The sequence below is a fragment of the Streptomyces sp. RPT161 genome (genome assembly GCF_027533845.1).
GTDB lineage: Bacteria > Actinomycetota > Actinomycetes > Streptomycetales > Streptomycetaceae > Streptantibioticus_A > Streptantibioticus_A silvisoli_A.
In genome coordinates, this window is the sequence record NZ_JAPZVN010000019.1 from 94,393 (window position 1) to 118,276 (window position 23,884).

Below are 23,884 nucleotides of genomic sequence, written 5' to 3' on the forward strand. Positions count from 1 at the left end.
CAGCCATGCAGCACGACCGCAAGGACTCGACAAGCCCGCAGTCAGGAACGGACACCGCCGTGGAGGAACTCGCGCAGGCCGCCGACGCCCTGTTCCTGGCCATGCGCAAGGCCCGCGGCCGGGCCGCCGCCGCGGGGGGCCTGTCGCTGTCCCAGTTGGCGCTGCTCGATCCGCTGGCCTCGGGCGACGAGCTGCCCGTGAGCCGGCTCGCGACCACCGCGGGGGTCAGCGTGCCCACCGCCACCCGCATGCTCCAGCAACTCGAAGGCAGGGGTGTGGTGCTCCGGCGCCGCTGCCCCGACGACGAACGCCGCGTCCTCGTCCGCCTCACCCAGGCAGGTGCCGATCAGCTCACCCGGCTGCGCGACGAGCGCCGTGAGGCCCAGCGCCGCGGATATGCCTCGTTCACCCCCGCCGAACGGACGGAACTCGCGGCACAACTCCACCGCCTCGCCGAGATCATCGACGGCCACAACTGACCGCGGATCAGGGCTCGTTCCCGCTCGGCGGCGCCCAGGAGCATGCCAGCGCGCCGCCGACGAGGCTGCCACACAGCCCGAGCAGGAAGCCGCCGAAGTTGGCCAGCGGCAGCGAGACCAGCGCGAGCAGCATGGCCGCGACCCCCGCGAAGATCCGCGCCTGCTGCTGGAACCACAGGGTGAACCCCAGGACGATGAGCAGGACCCCGATCACCAGCGATCCGGCCCCGGCGGTGGTCGACAGCGCGAGAGGGATCCCGCCCAGGCTGAGGCTGGCGTACGGGAAGTAGATGACCGGCACGCCCGCCGACATGGTGAACAGTCCGGCCCAGAAGGGCCGGGTACCGCGCCAACGCCGGAATGCCAGACGGACGTTGCCGATCGCGGCGCGTGGCCCTGCCCCCTTGAGCCGCTCACCGGCACCGCACTCGGCGAGGTCAGAAGCACTCATGGTGTCCCGCCCTGAGCCGCACCCTGACATCGGGCACATCGAGGGTGACCGCCGTGACCGCGACCGCCTCCCAGCGTGCGTCGGCCAGGAAGACGGTCGAGGACTGCTGGGCAACGCCGTTGGGGTCGAAGAACCGTGAGTGCCGGTCGCCTGGATTGACCGGTCCCTTGGTCAAGGCACCGGCCGCCACACCGATGTTCAGGCCGTGGTTGGTCTGTTGCCGGACCATGATGGACGTCGCGTCGATGAAGATGTCCCGGGCCTCGGCCCGGCGCACCCGGTCCGCCCCGGTGAGCCGCAGGGTGTACGGGCCGAGGAAGGGAATCGGAGTCACCACCGACTCGCACAGCCCGCGGATCACCGCGGACCGCAGCCCGGTCACCTCCACCGGAATGCGCGCACCGGTCCTGGTCACGTCGATCGTGCTGTAGGCGCTCATGCCGTGTCCGACCAGGGAGTCGACGGAGAGCTGGAACCGCCGTCCGGAGACGAAGAACGACGCGGCCAGCGCGCCTTGTGCCATGCCGACGCCGAGGGCCGTGGCCACCATCAGGCCCGGCACCATGATGACGGCGAAGCGCTTCCAGCGCGTTCTGCCGAGGCTGCGCGACATACCCTTCCTCCCTCCGGAACAGCCTGCCGCAGCGCGCCACGCGCCCGGGAAAGCAGACTTCACCGTCGCGGAGGGTCCGGTCAGGACGGCCCTCCGCGGCCGGTGACGTACTACAGCCTGTTCGGCACGGCGGCTTTCGGCACGCCGGCCCGGGCAGACGAGTGAGGCGGTTAGTCCGCTCCGGCGGATTCCCGTCCGGTGGCCACGGGTTCGCACCGCGCTGGTCCGCCTCGGTCCGGGCGGGAACTCGGCAGGTCCCGCACGCGCCGGACGGGAGAGAAGAACAGCACCAGTGCGGCGAGTGGGATCCCCGCCGTGGTGATCCACATCGCCGCGCGCAGACCGACCCCGGTGCCGAGCGCACCGCCGAGAAGCGCTCCGAGCGGGATCGTGCCGTAGCTGAGGAACGCCGTGCTCGCGGTGAGGCGGCCCAGCAGCTCAGGCGGGCAGTAGCACTGCTGGAAGCCCGCCTTGATCACGTTTCCGGCCACGACGCCCGCGGAGACGCAGAAGCCGCCGACCACGAAGGCAACGGTTCCGGCGCCGCCGAAGGTCAGTGGGATGAGCAGGGCGAAGGTGGTGAGCCCGAGTTCGAACAGCAGCGTCGCCCGAGCCGTACCGATCCGATCGGCGACCCGACGGGCGACGAACGCCCCGGCGACGCCCCCTGTGCTGGCCGCCGCGATGAGCGCGCCGACCACCCCGGAGGCCAGACCCACGCTCCGGACCAGGAAGACCACCCGGATCGACTGGTACCCCATCAGGGCGAGGTTGGAGGCCGCCGCGAACAGCGCCAGCGTACGGAACCAGGGGTCGGCGCCGATCAGTCGCAGCCCTTCGCCGACCTCGCCGAGCAGTGCGTTGGGGCGGCGTACGGCCCTGGCGGTGGGCGGCTCGCGGTACCGGATGCCCGCCAGACAGAGCAGACTGAGCAGGAACGTGGCGGCGTTGACGTACATGCCGTTCACCGCGCCCGCCAACTGCGCGATGAGACCGCCGGATCCCTGCCCGGCGATCTGTGCCGCGGACGCGCTGCCCTGGAGCTTGGCGTTGCCTTCGGCCTGGTCGGCGGGCGCCACGACGCTGGGCAGATAGGCGCTGTAGGCGGTCTGGAAGAACACCGCCGCGGTGCCGGTGAGGAGCGCGGCGGCCAGCAGCAGGCCGGTGCTCAGCCAACCGCACGAGGCGGCGACCGGGACGCAGGCGAACACCACGAGCGAGACCGCGGCGGCGGTCAGCATGATCGGCCTACGCGGCAGCCGGTCCACCCAGGCACCGACCGGAAGCCCGATGAGCAGCCACGGAGCCCAGGCGGCGGCGGTCAGCAGGCCGACGTCGAACGTGCTGGCCCGCAACTCGGACACGGCGATCAGCGGCATCGCCACCCCGGTGACGGACGCGCCGAACTTGCCTGCGATCTCGCCGCACCACAGCAGCCGGAAGTCACGGTGGCGCCGCAGCAGTTGGCTCATGCCCCGCCCCGCTGGCCGCGGGGGAACGACTGCAGCTGTACGACCACCGGCAGCGCGTCAGGGGCGGGCTCGGCGTCCGGGGCGGGAGTGTGGCGGGCGATGACGGCCGCCAACTCGGCGTTGAGCGCTGCCAGTTGGGGTGCCGTCAGCCGCAGGTCGCTCCAGTCGGCAAGGGTGCCCGCAGCCCGCCACGCGTCTTCCCAGTCCTCGTTGACGTAGGTGATGACCCGGTTGAAGTGCAGCTGGACCAGTTCGTGGAGGTAGACCGAGAGCGCGCCCCGGCTGTCCGGATCGTCGCGGAAGTCAGCGGTGTTCAGCTCGTTCGGGACGGCGACCCTCCGCCACCAGCGCTCGCGCCTGGTACCCCGCCCCGTCTCCTCCTCGATGAAACCGTGCTCGGCGAGCTGACGCAGATGCCAGCTGACGGTTCCGGTGTTCTCCCCGAGCCGTTCGGAGAGCCTGGTGGCGGTGGCGGGACCGTCAAGACTGAGCAACTCGAAGATCCGCATCCGCAGCGGATGCGCCAGCCCCCGCAGACTGCGCGCGTCTATGCGCCGGGTGGGCCTGCTGGGTCGTGGTGTGCGCTCGACTTCCCCTGGCATGCGGACAGCGTATCTTGCAGAGAACTCTCTGCAAAGAGTCCTCTGCAGACACTCATCGGCAACTTCCGCTCCCGGGCGGCCACTTACCGGCGACTACGTGGCTGTCGACCGAACCGGTCGGCGTCGCTCGCGCCTGGTGGGGCGTGGTTCTCCTGGCCAGCCCATGCCGAAGGCGCCGGGCTGGGACCGTGGGATATGTTGTTTCGTCATGGAGTGGTCCTCGACCGCGCTGCGGGTGTTGCGCGCGATCGCCGAGCGCGGGTCCTTCACCGCGGCCGCGGCGGCGCTCGGTTACTCGCAGTCCGCCGTGTCACGGCAGATGGCCGCGTTGGAACGCGCCGCGGACGCGCGCCTCTTCGAACGGCGGCCCGGCGGAGCCGGGGTCCGGCTCACCGCGGCGGGAGTGACCTTGCTATGGCACGCCTCGGCCGCGCTTGACGAGGTCGACCGGGCCGAACGCATCATGCACGGGGCCGAGCCGGGCGGCGGATCGGTGCGCCTCGGCGTCTTCAAGAGCGTGGGCGCGGCGATCGTCCCGGAGACTCTGGCATTGATGCGAGGGCGCCGTCCGGACGTCCAGGTGGTGACCAGGGAGGGCTCGACCCCCTCCCTGGTGCGCGGTCTGCGCGCCACCACGCTGGACCTCGCGGTGATCTCGTCCCGGCCTCCTCACCCGGCTCCCGACGACCAGAGCCCGCCACTACGGCTGGATGTCCTTCTCGAAGGCGATCTGCTGGTAGCAGTCCCGGCACGCGGGGAGCTCGGGCGCGACGGGTCGGTGACGCTGGCCGAGTTGCGGGACGTGACATGGATCTCCAGCACGCAAGCGGCACGCGGCGAGCCGGAGTTGGGGGTCTGGCCCGCGCTCCCGCAACGGCCGGTGGTCGGGCATCAGGCGCAGGACTGGCTCTCGAAGTTCGCCCTGGTCGCCGCGGGATGTGGGGTTACCACGCTGCCGCCATACCTTGTCGGACTGCTGCCCGACAACGTGCGGGTGGTGCGCGTCCGCGAGGGTGCGCCGGTCTCCCGCCGCGTGCTGCTCGCGCGGCCTCCGGGGGCGCAGACCGACGCGGTGGCCGAGTTGGCTGACTGCCTGCGTGAGGCGGCGGAACACCTTCCGGTGGGCTGAACGTCTTCGTCAGGAACGAGTCGGCAGCCTGTCGGCGTCCGCCCACTTGCGCGAAGCGCGTGGACCGCTTGATCGCCCCTCTTGCGCCGGGCGCCGCGGTGACGGAAGTGTGCCGCCATGACCTACGCAACCTCCGATGTCACAGCCGACGAGCGCGGCCAGACCGTGCTGGACGCGGCCACCGCCGTGTATCGACAGGCCCTGGGCGAACGACTGGTGAGTGCCTACGCGTTGGGCAGCCTGGCGCACGGCGGATTCGCCTCCGCGGTCAGCGATGTGGACCTCGCCCTGATCCTCGACAACCACCTCCCCGGCGATCAGGCCACGATTGACGGGACCTGGCAGGAGCTACGCGCGAGCGGCAGCCCGTTGCACCAGCGGCTGTCGGTGTTCTGGAGTTCGCTGGCCGCGTTACGCGAAGACCGCGCCGACGGCCGGTTCCCAGCGATCGACCGACTGGACCTCGTGGAGCACGGCAGAGTGCTGTACGGCAGGGACGTGAAGGCCGGACTACCACACCCCGATCGCGCCCGGCTCCTTGAGGACAGCGCCCGTTTCGCGCTGTCCGTATTCGCCACCGACCTCGCCGTCGACGCCTTCCACCAACCCGCCGTACTGCTGGACGAGTTCGTCCGGCTCACCAAGATCGTGCTGCTTCCGGTGCGATTCCTGTACACCTCGGCGACCGGGCGGGTCGGCTCCACCGACGAGGCGGCGGACCGTTATCTGGCGGAGCGGAAACCCGTCGCCGCCGAACTCGTGCGCACCACCATGCGGTGGCGGCATGGCCATCCCTTCGACCGGGAACAGGCGACCGCACTGCTCAACGCCCATCTGGTTCCGCTGTATCTGCACTACATAGACCGCCAACTCACCAGCCTCACCCCGGTCAATCCCGATCTCGCCGCGGAATTCACCCGGTGGCGGGCACGGCTCGACGGTAGCCAGTGACCTGCTCGTCCGACCACGGCGACCGGCGGAGCCCCTCCAGGGCGAACGAAGTGCTGCAGCGCTTCCCTCCCAGCTGCCTGCGGAACTCAACCGCTCCGTGAACGCTCGCGGGACGAACCCCGCCGCACATTCAACGTACGGCGAGACCGCAGACCGCTCGGCCCGTTGAGCGGCGATCAGCATGCTCGCCGAGCACGGGAGGTTCGACTCCCATCCGGGCCCAGCCCGACGGCAACGGGTATGGCGCCACGTGACGACTACGCCATTCGGGGGAATTCGCGTACGACCGTGCATGACGCACCCGCAGCCGGTCCCCGGTCGGCTCACTCGGCCGGGGACCGGCGCCCTGGAGGGGCACTAGTTCACTTCCACGTTATGTGATGGATTCACCAAACTCGCCACCCGTTAACCGAATGGCCTACTTGAGCGGGCGGCTGGCTCGTCCGACTGGTTGCCTCGGAAGCTAGCCGGCATACCGCCGTTCAGGCCCCGGCATAACAAAGCTCCGCGGTGTTATGCCGACGAGGAGAGGGTGCGGTCCGATGAGGCTGTGTTTCATCGTCGAGGATTGCTACCGTCGCGACAGCATGCCCCTGTCCGTGGCCCGCCGACTGGCGGAGTGGAACCATCACATCGATGTGTTCGAGCCGGGACGGTCCATAGCCAGGGTCTCGGATCTGGCGCGCCAAGCCCCGCACGACGCCTGGGTACTCAAGACCGTCTCCGGCGGACCCGGGTTGAGCGTGCTGGAGGCGGTCGCGGCCAGTGGGCTGACCACGATAAACGACGCCCGGGCCATCCGACTCGTACGCGACAAGGCGGTGGCGGCGGCCATTGCCCGCCGGGCCGGACTGTCCTTCCCCCTGACGTACTTCGCGGCCGCGCCGACGCTGCTGAACCAGATACCGGACGAGCACTATCCGCTGGTCGTCAAACCGACCGGCGGCAACTCGGGCCGCGCCGTGCATCTGGTGACCAGGCCCGCCGAACTGAGCGACATCGCCGAATCGCTGGCCGGTGAGGGCTTCCTGCTGGCCCAGCCGTACGTCGTCAACTCCGGCGTGGACGTCAAGGTCTACAACATCGGCGGGGATATGCACGCCACCATCCACCGCTCACCGCTGCACCCGGGCGTTCCGGTGCGCGGCCACCAAACCGCGCTGACGGCCGAGTTGGCGCGGGTGACCACGGCCGTGGGTGAGGTGTTCGGTCTCGACCTGTACGGGGTGGACCTGGTGGAGGGGCCGGACGGTTGGGTGGTGGTGGACGTCAACGACTTCCCCAGCTTCCGTTGCGTCCCCGACGCGGTCGAACGGGTGGCCCGCAGGATCCTTCGGCTGGCCGCCGTCGGCCGTACGGAACGCGAGGAGCGGGCGGCGCTGTTGAGCACCCGGCTGGCAGAGGACGACAGGGGCGGCGCGTTGGCGGGTAGGAGCCCCGGTGTTCCAACGGCCGACGAGCCCATGGGGGCGGGGCTGCCATGAGAGTCTGCCTACTGACCGGCCACCCGGACCATCCGCTGCTGGCCCCGCTGCCCGATCTGCTGGGTGGGCGGCACCGCGTCACGGTGTTCGACGCCGACGACCCGACTGCCGGGGACCTCGGTCCGACCGCGGACCTGTACCTGCTCAAGGCCCACTCACCGCGCGCCGTGGCGCTCGCCCGCCGGCTGGAGCGTCTGGGCGGCCATGTGGTGAACGGCGCCGACGCGACCGAGCGCTGCCTGGACCGGGTCCACATGGCCGACCTCGCCCGGCGGTCGGGGCTGCCGTTCCCCGACACCCGTCATCTCGCCCGGCTTTCGGACCTCGTGGACGCGACGGCACCGGGCTTCCCGCTCATCGTCAAGAGCCGCACCAGTCGCCGCGGGGATCTCGTGGCGCGCCTCGACCGGCCGGAGCGGCTGGGGACGTTGCAGGGTGACTGGGCCGATGAGCCCGTGGTCGTCCAGGAGTTCATCGCCAACGACGGCCTGGACCACAAGCTCTGGGTGGTCGGCGAGCGGGTCTTCGTCGGGCTTCGGGGCAGCCCGTTGGACGGCGCCGCACGGAAGGCCACCCGGTCGCTCGATCCGCTGCGGCTGCCGCCGGGGTGGCTCGACCTGGCCCGGGCCGTGGGCGAGGTGTTCGACCTGCGGATCTACGGCGTCGACATCCTCGACACCGGCGCCGGGCCGATGGTGGTCGACGTCAATCCGTTCCCCGGATGCCGTGGCGCCCCGGGCGCGCCCCTGGCGCTCGCCGCTTTGGTACGGCAGGCGGTGCCCCGGGGCGGCCCACCGCTGCGGCAGGCCGTGGCATCGCCGGTGGCGGTGCTCCACGGGACGGTACGCGACCTGGTCGGGGCGCTCGACCGTGACGCCGGTGCGCTGCGGGTGGCCTCGGTGCGCCGCAAGCCCGGACGGGGGCTGACCGCGAGCTACCGCAGCGCCGCCGGGCCTTTGGTGACCGTGCGGCTGGCCGAGTCGGCGCTGGCCAACTCCGTTGCCGGGGCGCCGCTTTCATCCGTCGACCCGGCCGACTTCCACGGCCGCTGGCCCGGCGTACTGCACTGTCCGCGGATCGGCCTGACGCTGCAGTCCTTCCCGCATGACGCCGAGTTGCCCGCTCTGCCCGTCGCGTGCGCCACCGACCCCCCGGACGGCAGGCTGGCCACCGCCCTGACGGCCGCGGCCAGAACGGTCCTGGCGGATCCACGGGCCCGGGTCAGCGCGGTGCGGGTACATCCGGTCCGGTACAAGCCCGCGACTCGTTGCGTACTGCGCTACCACGTGCGGCTGTCCGGCGGGGACGAACTGGTCTTCTTCGGCAAGCTCTACCGTGACCCCGCCGACGCGACGGCCGCCCATCAACTCGGCGAGCGGTTGTGGGCGGCGGCCGAACACTCGGCCCGACCGGCGGTCGTGCCAAGGCCGTTGGGCCTGGTCGAGGAGTTGGGCCTGGTGCTCACCGAGACCGCGGGCGGTGCCCACGCCGGCGGCCAGTTGCCCGGTACGGCGCTACTGCGCCCGCCGCGGCGGGCGCGCGACGGTGTGCGTCCGCCGTGGGAGGCGCTCGCCGCCAGCGCGGCGGCGCTGGCCTGGCTGCACACCAGCCCGGTGGTTTCCGGCCGGAGCGCGCCGGACGGGCACCACTACGCGACCCGGGTCCAGGCCTGGGCGCAGACCCTGACCGGTACGGTGGGCGAGCTGGCCGGTGTGGTCGAGCCTCTCGCCGAGGCGCTGCGCCGGGCTAAGAGCACTCAACCCGCCCTGGTGCACGGCGCGTTCAAGCCGAGCCAGCTCGTCTTCTGCCCGCCCGGCCATCCGGTCATCACCGATCTGGACGGCACGGGCCAGGGCGATCCGGCGCTGGACGTGGGGTACTTCCTCGCGTATCTGCGGCCACGGCGTCTGGAACGCGCCCAACACGGCAACCATGCCTGGTACGAGTCGGCCGCAGATGCCTTCCTCGACGCCTATCTGGCCGCGCGGGCCCACCAGGGCGCAGACCCGGCGCGTCTTGCTGCGGTACGGCAGCGCGCCGCCCTGTTCGACGCCGCGCTGCTGCTGAAGATCGCTTCGCGCCGGGTTCGCCGGCTCGGCAGCCCTCGGCCAGCGGAACTGCGCTGGGTCGCGGCGGAGATCGAGCGGTGTCTGGAACGGTTCGGCGGAGGGCAGGACGGATGATCCGCTTCCTCTATCGGCAACTGCGCGGCCGTCGGCTGCTGGTGTGCGTCGCGGTCGCGTTGACCTTCGTCGCGGTGACCAGTGATGTACTGGCGGCCTTCCCCTTCAAGATCATCCTGGACAAGATCGTCGACCACCGGGATCCAAACATTCCCGGCACCGGCTGGCTACTCGGCTACTTCGACCGCTTCGGCGACCGCAGCGGAGCGCACCTCACGGAGGCGCACACCCAACTCGGGGTGCTGCTCTTCGCAGGGCTGATGTTCCTCGCCCTCGGGCTGATCAGTGCGGTGGTGGCGTTCGTCCAGCTCTCCGTGGCGGCCTACGTCGGCCAGGACCTGGGAGCGAGGCTGCGCAAGCGGCTGTTCACCCACATCGAGCACCTGGGCCTGGACTGGCATGTCCGCCAGCAGGTCGGCGAGGTCGTCCAACGGGTGAGCGGCAACATCACCGACATCGAGAAGCTGGTCACCGACGGACTGGTCGACCTGCTGTCCGGAGTGCTCACCCTCGCCGGGATCCTCACCGTGATGCTGGTCATCAACTGGCAGTTCACCGTACTGGCGATGTGCATCGCCCCGCTGCTGTTCGTGACCGTCCTGCTCTACACCCGCTGGGTCAAACGGGCCTCGAAGGAGGCGGCCCGTGCGGCCGGGCAGGTCGCCCGGGTGGCCAACGCGTCCATCACCGCGATCGTGGAGTTGAAGGCGTTCACCCTGGAGCGCTGGGCGGCCCGGGCCTTCGCGGGCCATGTCGACCAGCAGCGGCGCTTCGGGCTGCGAGCAGGGCGTCGGCAGGCCGAGTTCAACCCGCTGGTGATCGTCTTCATCACGGTGAGCGACGTCGTGATCATCACTTTCGGCGCCTGGATCGCCGCCGGTCACGCCCACCGCTACTCGCTGGGATTCCTCACCGTTCCGGCCGCCAGCCTCACCGTCGGCACCCTGACCGTCTTCCTCGCCTACTCCAAGCAGCTCTACCAGCCGATGCGCGACCTGTCGAAGCTCACGCTGCTGGCGTCCACCGCCTCAGCCGCGGCCGGACGCATCCAGGAGATCCTCGACCAGCCCCTGGAGGAACGCTCCGTCGCCCGCCGCTACACCGGCCCCTCGCGCCTGCGCGGTGACATCGCCTACCACGGCGTGGTGTTCGGCTACGACCGGAACCGACCGGTGCTGCGCGGCGTGGACCTGGAGATCCGACCCGGCACCCGGCTCGCCCTCGTCGGTCTGTCCGGCAGCGGCAAGACCACCCTCACCCGGCTGCTGCCGCGCTTCTACGAGTCCTGGCAGGGCACCGTCACGGTCGACGGCCTCGACGTCCGCGACTACCCGCTGGAGACACTGCGCGACAACATCGCCGTGGTGCCGGAGGACTCGATCCTGTTCGAGGGGACCGTCCGCGACAACATCGCCATCGGCCGGCCGGGCGCGACCGACGAAGAGGTGATCGCCGCCGCCCGGCAGGCACACATCCACGACACGATCACCGCGTTGCCCGACGGATACGAGGCCCAGGTACGCGAGTTGGGCAAGAACTTCTCCCGCGGCCAGCGGCAGCGCATCGCCATCGCCCGCGCCCTGCTGCGCGACGCCCCGATCCTGATCCTGGACGAGCCGACCTCGCACCTGGACGTGGAGGCCGAGGCGGAGGTGATGCGCGCCCTCGAACACCTCACCCGCGGCCGTACCGTGATCGTCATCTCGCACCGGCTGAGCACTCTGGGGCAGGTGGACGAGATCGTCGTCCTGCAGGCGGGCCGCATCGCGGAGCGCGGTACGTACCGGCAACTACGGGCGCGGGGTGGACCGTTCGCCCGGCTGCTCGCGGAACAGAACCGCTACGCGGCGGAGCCGCCGGCTCTCGCCCCGGTCGACGACGCCGTCGGGTGATTCGGCGTCGGGGTGCTGGCGGCGCCGCCAGCACCCCGGCCAACTCCCGTTCAGTCCACCAGATCCAGCGCCGCCCGAACGACGCTGTCGGTGTCGATGCCGTGGTAGCGGTAGACGTCCTCGATGGCTCCGGACTGGCCGAAGCGGCTGACGCCCAGGGTGGTCGCCGGCACGTTGTTGATGGTGGCGAGGAAGGCCAGCGTGTGCGGGTGGCCGTCGAGCAGGGTGACCATCGGGACCGCCCGCTCAGCGGGGAAGACCTGGTCGAGCAGCCAACCGGAACCCTCCTGCAACCCGCGTCGGGCCTGTACGGCACGGAAGACAAGGTCCGGGCTGGTCACGCAGATGACATCCGCGGGGAAGCCCAGCTCCGCCAGCCGGTCCGCGGCGGCCAGCGCCTCCGGGACCATGGCGCCCATCACCGCCAGGGTCACCGCGGGCTGCTCCGCCCGCCGCAACACGTAGGCACCGGCCACGGCCTGGCGACGGCGGCGCTCACGGGCGGCCCGGTCGGAGGGCACCGCGGCGAGCGTCTGGTCCACCGGGCGGGTGGACAGCCGCAGGTAGGCCGAACTGCCGTCGGGCTTGCCCAGGTTGGCCAGCGCCGCCAGCAGACACCACTCGGTGTCGATCGCGAAGGCGGGCTCATAGCTGACGCAGCCCGGCTGTTCGATGCCCAGCGACGGTGTGGTGATCGACTGGTGCGCACCGCCCTCCGGTGCGAGGGTGACGCCCGAGGGAGTGCCCACCAGGATCGACTGGCCTCCCGCGTACATTCCGAACGACCACGGTTCCAGCGCCCGGTTGACGAACGGGTCGTACACCACGCCGATCGGCAGCAGCGGTTGGCCCCAGCGGCTCCAGGTGGCGCCCAACTCGCCGAGCAGCCCTACCAGGTTGGTCTCCGCGATGCCCAGTTCAAGATGCTGGCCGGTCGGCTTCTCCCGCCAGTGCAGAATGGTCTCGGCGTCGTCGGCGAACCAGTCGGGGCGCTCGGTGTGCGACCAGACCCCGGCCTTGTTGAGCCAGCCTCCGAGGTTGGTGGAGGAGCTGACGTCCGGGCTGACGGTGACGATCCGGGCGGCGGCCTGCGGTGCCTGCCGGGTCAGGTCGAGAAGCAGTCGGCCCAGGGCCTGCTGGGTGTTGCCGGTGCCCGAGGGGGTGCGGCCGATGTCGGTGGGCAGCTCGGGAGGCGCGGCACGCGGGAACTGCGGGCGCCGCAGCCGGTCGGACGCCGCACGGCACAGCTGCGACTCCGGGCTGCCGTCGGCGAATCCCGCCCACGGGTCGTCCAGGTCTGTCCCCAAACGCCGTGCCAGCTCGCGCATCTGAGCTTCCGTCAGCAGAGAGGAGTGGTTCTGCGGGTGGCCTTCGCTGGACAGGCCGTAACCCTTCACCGTGTAGCCGAAGATGACCGTCGGGCGGGTGTCGTCGATACGGCGGTACGCCTCCAGCAGCGCGCCGAGGTCATGCCCGCCGAGGTTGCGCACGGCTGCGCGCAGCGTGTCGTCGTCCAGTCCCGCGATCAGCTCGGCGATGGGCGCGGCCGTCGAGCCGGCGCCCGGCAGGCGCTCGCGCAGCTGCTGCGGGGTGCAGCGCAGCAGCCGCTGGTACTCCGGGTTGCCCATGGTGTCCAGCCGCTTGCGCAACGTCTCACCGCCGGGGCGGGCGAACAACTCCTCAAGCAACTGCCCGTACTTGACGGTGATCACCTGCCAGCCCGCGGAGGCGAACATGCCCTGCAGCCGCCCGGCGGCGATCCCCGGCACCACGCGGTCCAGCGACTGCCGGTTGAAGTCCACGATCCACACGATCTCGCCGAGGTCGGGGACCATGGGGTCCTGGATGGCCTCCCAGATCGCGCCCTCATCCAGTTCGGCGTCACCGAGCAGCGAGTACTGCCGTCCACGCCCCGCTCCGCCGAACCGCCCCTCGACATAGCGCCGGGCGATCGCGCCCCAGACCGGAGCGGTGGCGCCGATGCCCACGGATCCGGTGGAGTAGTCCACCGGATCGGGGTCCTTGGAGCGGCTGGGGTAGCTCTGCAGCCCGCCGAAGGACCGCAGAGTGGTGAGGTACGACGCGTCCAACTCCCCCAACAGGTAGTTGATCGCGTGCAGTACGGGCGACGCGTGCGGCTTGACCGAAACCCGGTCGTGCGCGGTGAGTTCGTGGAACCACAGCGCCGTCATGATCGAGGTCATCGACGCGCTGGAGGCCTGGTGGCCGCCGACCTTCAGCCCGGAGGGGTTGGGGCGCACCCGGTTGGCGTGGTCGATGATCGCCGTCGACAGCCACAGTACGCGGCGCTCGACCGCGCCGAGCGCGGCGAGTTCGTCCTGCCCGGCACCGCCTGGGGTCCGCGGTTGGGCCGGCACGGCACTAGTGATCACGCTCCACCACCTCCGGTGCCATTCGCACCGTCGCTCGGGTTGATTCCGCTCTATGCTCCGTAAGTAGACACACGACTCACCATCTGCACAACGTCTCTCGATTCAGGTGAGCATTGTGCTCACTTGCCCAAGACGAAAGGGGGCTTGAGTGAGCAGTGTGAACAGCGGACCGGTCGTCGACGCCACGGATGCCCGGATACTGCTCGCGCTGGCCGACGATCCACGCGCCACCGTTCTGGCGCTGGCCGAACGGCTGCGGCTGTCCCGGAACACGGTGCAGGCCCGGCTGGCCAAGCTGGACGAGAACGGCGCGCTGGGCTCGTTCGAACGCCGAGTGGACCCGGGTGCGCTCGGTTATCCGCTCACCGCGTTCGTCACCGCCCAGGCCGACCAGCACCACCTGGCCGAGGTGGCCGAAAGGCTCAAGGACATTCCGGAGATCGTGGAGGTCTTCGGCCTCAGCGGTCCGACCGACCTGCTGGTGCGGGTGGTCGCCGCCAACACCGAGGACCTCTACCGGGTCGCCGGGAAGATCCTCGACTGCCCCGGCATCGAACGCACCAACACGGCTCTCGCGATGCGGGAACTCGTACCGCACCGGCTGACGGAACTCCTCAGCAGAGCCGCGGAGCACGGACCCCGGACCGCCCGCCCCTCGCCCGGCCGCACCCGCGGCTGAGGGGCGCGCTCACTATCAGGCGGGCAGGCTTGCGGCGTCGTCCAGCGGCTCGCCCATGACCCTTTCGAGCATCATCCTGGCCACCACGCCCAGCTGCGGGTCGATCGCCTGGTAAACGTGGTACCGGCCTTCGCTGCGGACCCGCACCGCTCCGGCGAGTTTCAGCTTGGCCAGGTGCTGGCTGACGGCCTGCGGCGTGGCGCCGACACGCAGTGCGAGTTGCGACACGTCGCTCTCCCGCTCGGTCAGCGCCAGGATGATGTGCAGTCGCAGGGGGGAGGCCAGCAGTGCGAACGCCTCGGCGGCGAGACCGAACGCCCGCACAGGGGGATCCCCATGCCGCACCCCTCCCGACATCGCCGCGGCCCCTTCCCCGACCTGGTTCGCGTCCCCTGCTTCCGTGGCACCGCCCCGGGATTGCTTCCGGGCGCCCGAACAGCTTAGCCTCCATGCTTGCTACATTGCGCAACAATGCAACCAGGAGTCGACGCGAGTCGTCCCTAGAACCGGAAGCATCAGTTCCTGCGTCCTTCGCAAGCAGGACCAATGCACTGCCGGACGGACGTGTCGGCGGGCCGGACGAGGAAGGCGAATGACAGGCCAGAGCGCCGAAGCCCCCAGCGAGTCGATGTACCTGCCGCGAGAGACGGCACGGCAGTCCCGCCGTGTGCCGGGCCCGCGCGGCCGAGCGGCGGGCGGCTCCCGTAGAGCGGGCGCGGGGCAGGCCCCCGGCCGCACCGCACGGAGCAAGCGGAACAAACCCGGTGCGGCGCCGCTCGGCAGGATCATCCTGCTGGCGGTGGCACTGCCGGTGGCGGGTGCCCTGATGGACGAGCTGCTGGGCTCGGCACTGGGCTGGACCTTCACGATCACGGCGGCGCTCGCGGCGGCGCTGACCGCGATGAACAGTACCCGCGAGGGCACCTGGCTGGTGCTGTCGGCGCCGCCGCTCGTGCTGGCCGCGATCACCATCGCCGCCGAACAACTGGCGAACACGTCCACGTCTCATGCCAAGCTGACAACCTCAGCCGTGCACTGGGCGGTTGACGCGTTCCCGGCCATGGCGGCGGCCGAGATCACGGTGATCGCCGTACTGGCGGCGCGACTTGTCCGGGCCAGGCGTAACAGGAGGAGCAGCGGTGCGTGACGAAGTCGGTGCCGAGTCGTCCGGGCGAGCGGGCGGCCGGGCCGCCCGCCGCAACAGCAAGGCACCCCGGCGCTCGCCGCTGGTGGTCGCCGGGCGGGTCGCCGTGTGCCTGTCCTCGGCGGCGGTGCTGGCGGCCAGCGGGGTCTCCTGGGCCGCGTACCACTGGATCACCAGCGGTCTGAACACCTCCGACGCGCTGGACAAGGTGGGCCAGCACGCGCCCAAGCACCTCGACAACTCGGTGAACCTCCTGCTGATCGGCCTGGATTCACGCAAGGACATGAACGGCAACGACCTGCCGAAGGAGTTCGTACAGGACCAGTTGCACGCCGGATCCAGTGACATCGGGTACTACAACACCAACACGTTGATCCTGATGCACATACCCGCGGACGGCGGCAAGGTCACCGCGTTCTCCATCCCGCGCGACGACTACGTCCAGACCTTCAACGGAGACGGCACGTCACAGGGGCACTACAAGATCAAGGAGGCGTACGCCAACGCCTACACGGTCGCCCACGACAAGCTGTCCGCGCAGGGCGTCAAGGGCGCCGACCTGGAGGCGCAGAGCCGAGAGGCCGGTCGTGAGGCGACGCTGGCGACGGTGCAGAACTTCCTGGGCGTACCGATCGACCACTTCGCCGAGGTGAACCTGCTGGGCTTCTACGACATCGCGCAGGTCCTCCAGCCCATCCAGGTCTGCCTCAAGCACCCGGTCCACGACTGGTACTCCGGCGCGAACTTCCAGGCCGGGTTGCAGAACCTCAACCCCAAGCAGGCGCTCGCGTTCGTACGGCAGCGGCACGGCCTGGACGGCGGAGACCTGGACCGTACCCACCGCCAGCAGGCGTTCATCTCCTCGGTCACCCACAAGTTGAAGACCCAGGGGGTCTTCAACGACCTGGGCAAGCTCCAGGGACTGTTCGGCGTGGTGAAGAAGGACCTGGTCATCGACAACAAGTTCGACGTGCTGGACTTCGCCCAGCAGGCCACCAACCTCACCGGCGGCAACGTGGTCTTCCACACCCTGCCGATCGCCGGTTTCGGGATGCGCAACAACGAGGACGTCAATCTGGTCAACCCGGACCAGATCAGGTCCATCGTGCAGGCGACCATCGGGCACGACCCGTCCCCCTCCCCCAGTTCCGGTGGCGCCAAGTCGTCCGACACGGCCAAGCCCGCGCCCGCGACGGTGGACGTGTTCAACGGCTCGGGCAAGACCGGCGCGGCGGCCGACGAGCTCAAGGCACTGACGGCGCTCGGCTACTCGGCCGGGCGGACGTCCAACGCCGCGACCCAGCTGAAGACCACGGTCGTCTACGGCGCGGGCGCACAACAGGCGGCCCAGCAGCTCGCCTCCAAGCTCGGCACCGCCGCGGCCGTCTCCAGCGCGTCGGTCCCGGCCGGTCACGTCCAGGTCACCCTCGGCACGGACTTCACCGCGCCCCCGGCAACCTCGACCGGTTCCAGCGGCACGGCCCCGTCCGCTGCCCCGTCGAGTTCCCCGTCGACGCCGCCGGACAGCGCCTTCGCGGGCGACTCCGTGAAGGAGGGCGGCATCCCCTGCGTCAACTGACGCCCCGGCGCGAGGCGATAGGCGAAACCCCGGGGCCGGGCCGGCCCCGGGGTTTCGTTCACGGAACGCGGCCAACGCGGCGTCCTACGCCTCGACCCCGGCGTGCCGCCTCTGCGGCAACTGGCCCAGCAGATAGGGCAACATACCGCGTTCCAGCAGCGCCACTCGCCACTTGCTGCGGGCACGCTCGACCTCCGGGCTGTGCGCGGCGTCCGCCTCGGCGCCGTTGCGCGCCGCGCTGGCCAACAGTCCGACCGCGTCGGACAGCGCGACCACCGCGGAGATTCCGGCCGCCGCCCAGCCCGTGGCGATCAGCGTTCCCGCGAACTGCGGCCAGGCGGCGGAGAGCCGCAGACCGTAGCCGAGCAGCAGGAAGACCGCGGAGGCAATGCCGCCCAGCACCGGAACGAGCACGGCCAACGCCGCCCCAAGCTGGCCGCGTCCGCCCAAGTCCGGAGCGACGCTGCCCTCCCGCTCGGAGCGTGCCCCGTCCGGGTGGACGGCCGCCTCACGGACCCGTACGTACTCCTGGTACTCCGCCTGCGCGGCGGCGGCGATGAAGGCACTCGCCCCGAACGCCCGGGTGCGCAACTGCTCGACGGTGACCGCTTCACCGGAGTTGGCCAGCGCCCCCCGGATCCGTGGAGCCTCCAGGGCCTGTTGCAGAACCTGGTCGAAATCACCTCGGTCCTCCTGCAACAGATAGCCGGGGCTACTGGAAAACGTGCCCGCGGTAGGGCGATACGCAGAAGGTTCCCCCATGGTCTTCCTCCGGTGGTCGTGCTGTCACTCCGCTGACCTCTTACTCGGAGCGACGCGGTAACTCGCTGCTTCAGTTCCCTGGTTGCGCAACTTCTGACGCATCGGCGCGCCGTTGACCGTCACGCACTGGAGCATCAAGACTCCGCCAAGTATTTGCATCGTTACGCAAGTAGCTGTCTATACTCAAGTGGTTTACGGGCGTTGAGGTCTCCAAGGCGAGCGCCCCCGGCCGGGAGGAGGCGAAGACATGGATTGCGGCAGCAGTCCGGGCCACAGTCAGCCCCGCATCCGCTTCTCCCCGCGTTCTACCGGCTCGCGGTAACCGTCACCCAACGCGCGCTCGTCGTGCCCGGACATCGTGTGCGGTGGGCCGGACGGTCCAACCCGCCCCGACTGGAGGCCAATTCACCATGCTCACCGCCCTTGACCACGTTCAGCTTGCCGCGCCTCCCGCGAGCGAGGAGATCCTGCGGGCCTTCTACGTCGGCGCGCTCGGCATGGTCGAGATCCCCAAGCCGCCGGTGCTCGCCGCTCGGGGCGGCTGCTGGTTCGCCAGCGACGACCACGGCGTCCAACTCCACCTGGGCATCGAGGATCCCTTCCGCCCCGCGCTCAAGGCCCACCCTGGACTGCGGGTCACCGACATCGAGTCGCTCGCGGAACGGCTCGCCGCGCACAACGCCCCGGTGGTGTGGGACGACAACCTGCCTGGGCACCGCCGCTTCTACAGCACCGATCCGGTCGGCAACCGTCTGGAGTTCCTCCAGCCCCTCACCTGACGCCCGGGCACGGGCACAAGGCCCGCGCGCTGCGCGAGCCACTGCCGGTCGGAATGTGAACGGGTACCGACGCACACCGGCCGCTGGTCGAGGCGACCGGCCCCCCAGCATCGCCGAGGGACAACCGGCAGCCGCGTTACGGGAGTTGATCCGTCCCTTCGGCCGACCGGTCACCCTCTCCGGAGCGCACTCCGGCGAAGGGCGGGCGACATAATCTCTTGACGGAGTGAGTACTCACTCCGCAGACTTGAGGCATGACAGAGAACACCGCTTCCACCCCGCCAGCCCGCCGCCGCGCCCCGGCCATGGATCCCGAAGGGCGCCGGGCGATGATCGTCACCGCCGCCCTCCCCCTCGTCATCGAGTACGGCGCCTCCGTGACCACGGCGAAGATCGCCCGAGCCGCGGGCATCGGGGAAGGCACAATATTCCGCGTCTTCCCGGACAAGGACGCACTGCTCGCGGCCTGCATGGCCGAGGCCCTGCGCTCCGACGACGCCGTCGCCCACCTCGAATCGATCTCCCTGGACCAACCGCTCACGGCCCGCCTCACCGAGGCCGCCGAGGTGATGCGCGGGCACATGGCCCGGATAGGCGCCGTGGCTGGTGCCCTTGCCTCCGCCGGGCGGCTTGGGCGACCGGCCCCCGACCAGCCGGGCAAGGACACCCGCCTACCGGACCGCGAAGCGGCCCTCGCCACGCCACGCGCGGCCCTGGCCGCCCTGTTCGAGCCCGACCGGGACAGCCTGCGGCTCGCCCCGGAACGGCTCGCGGACGCCTTCCAGCTCCTGCTGATGTCCGCCGGGCGCCCTGGCGCCCCCGAGCCGCTCACCGACCGCGAACTGGTCACCCTCTTCCTGTACGGCGCGCTCACCAAACATGAGGAGGCCCGATGACCGCACCCCAGATATAGGGACACCCGCAGTCGTTCGCCAGCAGCCCGAGCCGTGTGGGCCGCGCCCTGCGCCAGTCCCCGGGACCGGTGGCGGATCCGCCGTGTGACGCCGGTGAGCGGGCGTCAGGTGGGGTCCGGAAGACCTGCGTCCGCTGGCAGGAGGGCAAGGTGGCGGCTCCACGGCAAGCCGGGCAAACCCATATAGATCCGGTTGTACCAAATCTATATGGGGAGCATGCTGGTCGTGAGCGGCTTGGCGATCAGCCAGGCGCGGACGCACGCTGCGCAGGAGCGAGACGAGGCGATCATGGCGGCAACGCCCGGCCAGCTCCGGTGCTCGCATGAGGAACAGGCCATATTGGACTGGCTGTTCAGCCAGTCACCGATCGCGGTGGCGGTCTTCGACGCCGATCTGCGCTGCATACGGCAGAACACCGCGATGAGCCGCCTCCTCGGCGCTCCACCGACGGACGGCCAAGCACACCGACTGTCGAGGCTGGCCTACGGCCCCGACCCGGCGGTGTGGGAACGCTGTATGCGCCAGGTGCTCGCCACCGGCGAACCGGCTGTGGTGGACGAGATCCGGGGACGCTCAGCGGCCGACCCCGACCATGTCCGGATCTTCGCCACCACCGCCGCGCCGCTCCACGACCAGCAAGGCCACGTCTTCGGCGTCTGCACGACCGTGGACGACATCACCGAGCAGCACCGCGCCCAGGAGCGGCTGGCCCTGATCAACGAGGCCAGCTCCCGCATCGGCAGCACGCTCGACCTGATGCGCACCGCTCAGGAACTCGCCGACACCGCGGTTCCCCGGCTCTGCGACTGGGTCACCGTCGACCTCCTGGACACCGTGCTCCGCGGCGACGAGCCCGGCCCCTTCACCCGGACCGTGGCACTGCGCCGGATGGCGAACCGCTCGGTGCTCGCAGGCGAACCGGAGGCCGTGCGCAAGCCGGGGGAAGTGGACTACTACCCGGCGCAGTCACCCCCGGTGCGCTCCATGGCGACCGGCAAGCCCGCCGTGCTGCGCACGCCCGACCCCGTCGTGCAGGCGTGGCTGGCCATGGACCCCGCGCGGGCCGCGCGCTTCCAGGCGTTCAAGTTCCAGTCGATCATGCCGGTGCCGATATCCGCGCGGGGCGCGATCCTGGGCGTCACCATCTTCTTCCGCCGCAGCGCGGAGGCGTTCACCGACGACGACCGCCTACTCGCCCAGGAACTGGTAGCGATCGCCGCCCTCTGCCTGGACAACGCCCGCCGCTTCGCCCGAGAGCGCACGGCGGCCCTCGCGCTCCAGCACAGCCTGCTGTCACAGCGTCTTCCGGCGCAGGCGGCGGTCGACGTCGCCGCACGCTACCGGCCGGCGGGTGGTCGAAGCGGCGCGGGGGGCGACTGGTTCGACGTCATACCGCTGTCCGGTGCGCGCGTGGCGCTGGTGGTCGGCGATGTCGTCGGCCACGGCATCACCGCGGCGGCGGCCATGGGTCGGCTGCGCACCGCCGTACGCACCCTCGCCGATGTCGACCTGCCCCCGGACGAGCTGCTGACCCATCTCGACGACCTCGTCACGCGTCTCGCCACCGAGGACGACGGGCAGGCCGAGGCCGCCGAGCAGGGCGCCACCTGCACATACGCGGTCTACGATCCGGTCTCCCGGCGCTGCAGCATCGCCCGCGCAGGGCATCCACCGCCCGCCGTACTGGCCCCGGACGGCACGGTTGAGTTCCCCGAGCTGCCGCTGGGGCCACCGCTCGGGCTGGGCAACCTCCCGTTCGAGGCGGCCGAGGTGGAACTCGCGGAGGGCAGTGTGCTCGCCCTCTACACCGACGGCCTGATCGCCTCCAGGGACCGTGATGTCGACGAGGGTCTGCGGCGGCTGCGCCGGGCTCTCGCCCGCCCCACGCTGTCAGCGCGGGCGCTGTGCGAGTCGGTCTTCGAGGAGGTACTCCCCGAGCGGCCTTCCGACGACGCGACGCTGCTGATCGGCCGTACCAAGGCGCTGGCCGCTGATCGGGTCGCCGGTCTGGGCATCCCGGCGGACCCCGCCGCCGTGGCCGATGCCCGGGCGTGGACCGCTCGCCGACTCGCCAGTTGGGGGCTGCACGAGGCGGCCTTCACCACCGAACTGGTGGTAAGCGAGCTGGTCACCAACGCGATCCGGCACGCCCAGCCGCCGATCGAGCTGCGGCTCATCCGCGACGAGACGCTGATCTGCGAAGTCTCCGACAGCAGCAACACCGCACCGCACATGCGCCGTGCGCGCAGCTTCGATGAGGGCGGGCGCGGGCTGCTGCTGGTCTCCCAGCTCACCCAGCGCTGGGGCACCCGGCACGCCCGGGATGGCAAGACCATCTGGTGCGAGCAGCCGATAGCAAGCGAAGCACCTTAAGTCCGTTTTGCACTATAGATGCAATTAGCTCTTTTTGATGCATCTAATGCATCTTCTGCAGAAGGTCGGTTGCGTTCGCATACAGGCGAATTCCGAACGCATCCGGGACGGAATATGCACATTCCGCACTGCTAACGTCACCATGCGTCCTTTCTGCCCTGCATCATGTGATGCGCAACATAGGGCGCAAGTCACTTACGAAGTGACCTAGTGGTTTACGTCCTCCTTACAGGACCAACGGTGCGGGCCGAAGGTCCCGGTCACCGGCCCGCACAACTAACCAAGGTAGTAAAAAGAGCAATTGTGGACCTATTTCCGAGCAGCTAAGAATGTCCCCGCCGCAGCGCACCGCTAGTCGAGATGCGGGCTTATTGCCGAGGGGACCGGCAACTGCGGACAAGCCCCCCCGGAAGAGGTCTGCTCTCATGCCCACTCCTGCACCCAACCGCCGTAAGCGCCTTGGATTCACCAGTGGCGCCGTCATCGCCGGCACCTTCGCCCTCACCTGCCTGGCCGCGCCCGGCGCGGCCGAGGCCGCCACCGCGAGCTCCGCACCGGCGACGTACACCGTCCAGTCCGGTGACAGCCTGTCGGGGATCGCCCAGGCGAAGAACGTGACCGGTGGCTGGCAGGCGCTCGCCCAGGCCAACGGCATCACGAGCCCGTACGTCCTGCAGCCCGGGCAGCAGCTGACCCTCCCCGGCGCATCGACCGCGTCCAGCACGTCCTCCGTGGCGACCGCCACCCCGGCCTCGGCCACCACCGCGACGTCCTCCTCGGCCACGACGAGCACGCAGTCGTACCCGAACAACCTGGACGGCTGGATCAACCACGCGCTGGCGATCATGCATCAGAACGGGATCCCCGGCAGCTACGACGGCATCCACCGCAACATCATGCGCGAGTCCTCCGGCAACCCGAACGCCATCAACCTGTGGGACTCCAACGCCGCCGCCGGTCACCCCTCGATCGGTCTGCTCCAGGTGATCCAGCCGACGTTCACCACCTACCACGTGGCCGGTACGTCCTGGAACATCTACGACCCGGTCGCCAACATCACCGCCGCCTGCAACTACGCGGCGCACCGGTACGGTTCGATCGACAACGTCAACAGCGCTTACTGATCGCACCTCATAGCGCTACCGAACCGCCGTGCGTGACGCACGGGCCGCCAGGTCCGTTGTCACGCACGGCGGTTCGCCGTTTCCGCAACCGAGCGCCCAGGCGACGGCAACGTCCATGGCCGACGTGATCGAACCGTACGCCGCCGCGCGGTACGCGACCGCGGCGCCTTTCACGGTCGGCTGCGCGTCAGGCCTGATCGCCCCCCGGTGCGGTGCACGCTGCGCAGCCGACGACATCCCGCGGGTCAGGCGTCAGCCATGTCCGCCTCCCCATCGTTTCCAGCGAGAGCTGTGCGTCCTTCCTCTGTGGACGCGGTGACCACCGTGAACCTGGCCGAATCGCTGGTGCTTCCGCTGTCCGCGGCGACCTTCCAGGTCCCCCGATGTGGATGGCGGTCACGATCAGCGGCATCCGCCCCCCCGGCCACCCCTGCGCGACGCGGCGGGCATCCCGGCGCAGCCCTCTCATCCAGGAGCCGGCCGCCATCGCGGCGCCTGAGCCGCGAGCAACCCGCACCGCTCCACCCCGAGCCGCGCCAGCGGCACCCGCCGGGGGCTCGGACCAAGCGCGGCCAGCACCGCGCCGGGGCCGACGCGGGGCCTCTTCCCTGATTTCCAGGCCCCCTGATTTCCGGGCCTTCGGCATTCCTTGCAGTGCCTTCCCCACCCACCGCCCTATTCGTGTGACGGGCGCAATATGACCCACGTCACATTAAGGGCGGTTCGCTGTGATGCCCCCGATATGAGGCGCGTCACATACGAGGCCACTTAGTGGCAACCAGGTGCCCGCAAGCCAGGGATGGCGGGGGCTCACCCGCGAGTGAATGTCGGCGTACTAATCCAGGCCGTAGCCCGCGCCGATTCTTATGTCTTGTTTTGCA

At 70.3% G+C, this 23,884-nt stretch carries 19 protein-coding genes and 1 pseudogene; 13 read left to right on the forward strand and 7 right to left on the reverse strand.

Annotated features, from left to right (window positions below; genetic code table 11):
* Window positions 1-5: 5 nt before the first annotated feature.
* The gene (locus O5O46_RS27980) at window positions 6-479 is read left to right on the forward strand and encodes a MarR family winged helix-turn-helix transcriptional regulator (RefSeq protein ID WP_269858385.1); all 474 of its coding nucleotides are present in this window, start codon (window positions 6-8) and stop codon (window positions 477-479) included.
* Window positions 480-489: 10 nt separating this feature from the next.
* Here O5O46_RS27980 and O5O46_RS27985 read toward each other — a convergent pair.
* The 4 genes and pseudogenes from O5O46_RS27985 to O5O46_RS28000 all read right to left on the reverse strand — a co-directional run.
* Window positions 490-930: pseudogene (locus tag O5O46_RS27985) on the reverse strand (DUF6114 domain-containing protein); the annotation flags it as partial.
* Window positions 917-1,543: a DUF6230 family protein gene (locus tag O5O46_RS27990; protein WP_269858386.1), complete on the reverse strand. Its 627-nt coding sequence runs from the start codon at window positions 1,541-1,543 to the stop codon at window positions 917-919. The gene O5O46_RS27990 and the pseudogene O5O46_RS27985, both read right to left, overlap by 14 nt.
* Before the next feature lie 170 nt (window positions 1,544-1,713).
* A complete protein-coding gene (locus O5O46_RS27995; RefSeq protein WP_269858387.1) occupies window positions 1,714-3,015 on the reverse strand; it encodes an MFS transporter in 1,302 nt (433 codons plus the stop codon).
* Window positions 3,012-3,617 (reverse strand): ArsR/SmtB family transcription factor, encoded by a 606-nt coding sequence (locus tag O5O46_RS28000; protein WP_269858388.1) that lies wholly within the window; start codon window positions 3,615-3,617, stop codon window positions 3,012-3,014. Before O5O46_RS28000 ends, O5O46_RS27995 begins: the two co-directional genes overlap by 4 nt.
* A 208-nt stretch (window positions 3,618-3,825) precedes the next feature.
* Here O5O46_RS28000 and O5O46_RS28005 point away from each other — a divergent pair, with 208 nt between their 5' ends.
* From O5O46_RS28005 to O5O46_RS28025, 5 genes are all read left to right on the forward strand, one after another.
* On the forward strand, window positions 3,826-4,746 hold the full coding sequence (locus O5O46_RS28005; RefSeq protein ID WP_269858389.1) for a LysR family transcriptional regulator: 921 nt from the start codon (window positions 3,826-3,828) through the stop codon (window positions 4,744-4,746).
* Window positions 4,747-4,863: 117 nt separating this feature from the next.
* A complete protein-coding gene (locus tag O5O46_RS28010) occupies window positions 4,864-5,697 on the forward strand; it encodes a hypothetical protein (protein WP_269858390.1) in 834 nt (277 codons plus the stop codon).
* Window positions 5,698-6,284: 587 nt separating this feature from the next.
* On the forward strand, window positions 6,285-7,181 hold the full coding sequence (locus O5O46_RS28015; protein WP_269858391.1) for an ATP-grasp domain-containing protein: 897 nt from the start codon (window positions 6,285-6,287) through the stop codon (window positions 7,179-7,181).
* Complete coding sequence (locus O5O46_RS28020; protein ID WP_269858392.1) at window positions 7,178-9,364, forward strand: hypothetical protein; 2,187 nt, start codon at window positions 7,178-7,180, stop codon at window positions 9,362-9,364. Before O5O46_RS28015 ends, O5O46_RS28020 begins: the two co-directional genes overlap by 4 nt.
* Window positions 9,361-11,256, forward strand: a complete 1,896-nt coding sequence (locus O5O46_RS28025; protein ID WP_269858393.1) for an ABC transporter ATP-binding protein — start codon at window positions 9,361-9,363, stop codon at window positions 11,254-11,256. The genes O5O46_RS28020 and O5O46_RS28025 overlap by 4 nt, the downstream gene beginning before the upstream one ends.
* 50 nt (window positions 11,257-11,306) lie before the next feature.
* Here O5O46_RS28025 and O5O46_RS28030 read toward each other — a convergent pair whose 3' ends face one another.
* Window positions 11,307-13,646: a transketolase-like TK C-terminal-containing protein gene (locus tag O5O46_RS28030; RefSeq protein WP_443072641.1), complete on the reverse strand. Its 2,340-nt coding sequence runs from the start codon at window positions 13,644-13,646 to the stop codon at window positions 11,307-11,309.
* Window positions 13,647-13,806: 160 nt separating this feature from the next.
* Here O5O46_RS28030 and O5O46_RS28035 point away from each other — a divergent pair, with 160 nt between their 5' ends.
* A complete protein-coding gene (locus O5O46_RS28035; RefSeq protein WP_443072642.1) occupies window positions 13,807-14,328 on the forward strand; it encodes an Lrp/AsnC family transcriptional regulator in 522 nt (173 codons plus the stop codon).
* 15 nt (window positions 14,329-14,343) lie between these two features.
* On the opposite strand, the gene O5O46_RS28040 is transcribed toward O5O46_RS28035, so the two are convergent.
* Window positions 14,344-14,652: an ArsR/SmtB family transcription factor gene (locus tag O5O46_RS28040; protein WP_269858396.1), complete on the reverse strand. Its 309-nt coding sequence runs from the start codon at window positions 14,650-14,652 to the stop codon at window positions 14,344-14,346.
* Between the two features lie 268 nt (window positions 14,653-14,920).
* Between O5O46_RS28040 and O5O46_RS28045 the strand changes: the two genes are divergently transcribed.
* Both O5O46_RS28045 and O5O46_RS28050 read left to right on the forward strand, forming a co-directional pair.
* A complete protein-coding gene (locus tag O5O46_RS28045) occupies window positions 14,921-15,475 on the forward strand; it encodes a DUF6542 domain-containing protein (RefSeq protein WP_269858397.1) in 555 nt (184 codons plus the stop codon).
* Entirely contained in the window at window positions 15,468-17,051 is a 1,584-nt protein-coding gene (locus O5O46_RS28050) for an LCP family protein (RefSeq protein ID WP_269858398.1), read from the forward strand. Before O5O46_RS28045 ends, O5O46_RS28050 begins: the two co-directional genes overlap by 8 nt.
* Window positions 17,052-17,135: 84 nt before the next feature.
* Here O5O46_RS28050 and O5O46_RS28055 read toward each other — a convergent pair whose 3' ends face one another.
* Window positions 17,136-17,813, reverse strand: coding sequence for a hypothetical protein (locus tag O5O46_RS28055; protein ID WP_269858399.1), 678 nt, complete (start codon window positions 17,811-17,813; stop codon window positions 17,136-17,138).
* 410 nt (window positions 17,814-18,223) lie between these two features.
* Between O5O46_RS28055 and O5O46_RS28060 the strand changes: the two genes are divergently transcribed.
* From O5O46_RS28060 to O5O46_RS28075, 4 genes are all read left to right on the forward strand, one after another.
* Entirely contained in the window at window positions 18,224-18,592 is a 369-nt protein-coding gene (locus O5O46_RS28060) for a VOC family protein (protein ID WP_269858400.1), read from the forward strand.
* Between the two features lie 254 nt (window positions 18,593-18,846).
* Window positions 18,847-19,488: a TetR/AcrR family transcriptional regulator gene (locus O5O46_RS28065; protein ID WP_269858401.1), complete on the forward strand. Its 642-nt coding sequence runs from the start codon at window positions 18,847-18,849 to the stop codon at window positions 19,486-19,488.
* A gap of 225 nt (window positions 19,489-19,713) precedes the next feature.
* Window positions 19,714-21,879 (forward strand): SpoIIE family protein phosphatase, encoded by a 2,166-nt coding sequence (locus O5O46_RS28070; RefSeq protein WP_269858402.1) that lies wholly within the window; start codon window positions 19,714-19,716, stop codon window positions 21,877-21,879.
* Window positions 21,880-22,304: 425 nt separating this feature from the next.
* Complete coding sequence (locus O5O46_RS28075; protein ID WP_269858403.1) at window positions 22,305-23,003, forward strand: LysM peptidoglycan-binding domain-containing protein; 699 nt, start codon at window positions 22,305-22,307, stop codon at window positions 23,001-23,003.
* Window positions 23,004-23,884 lie beyond the last annotated feature (881 nt).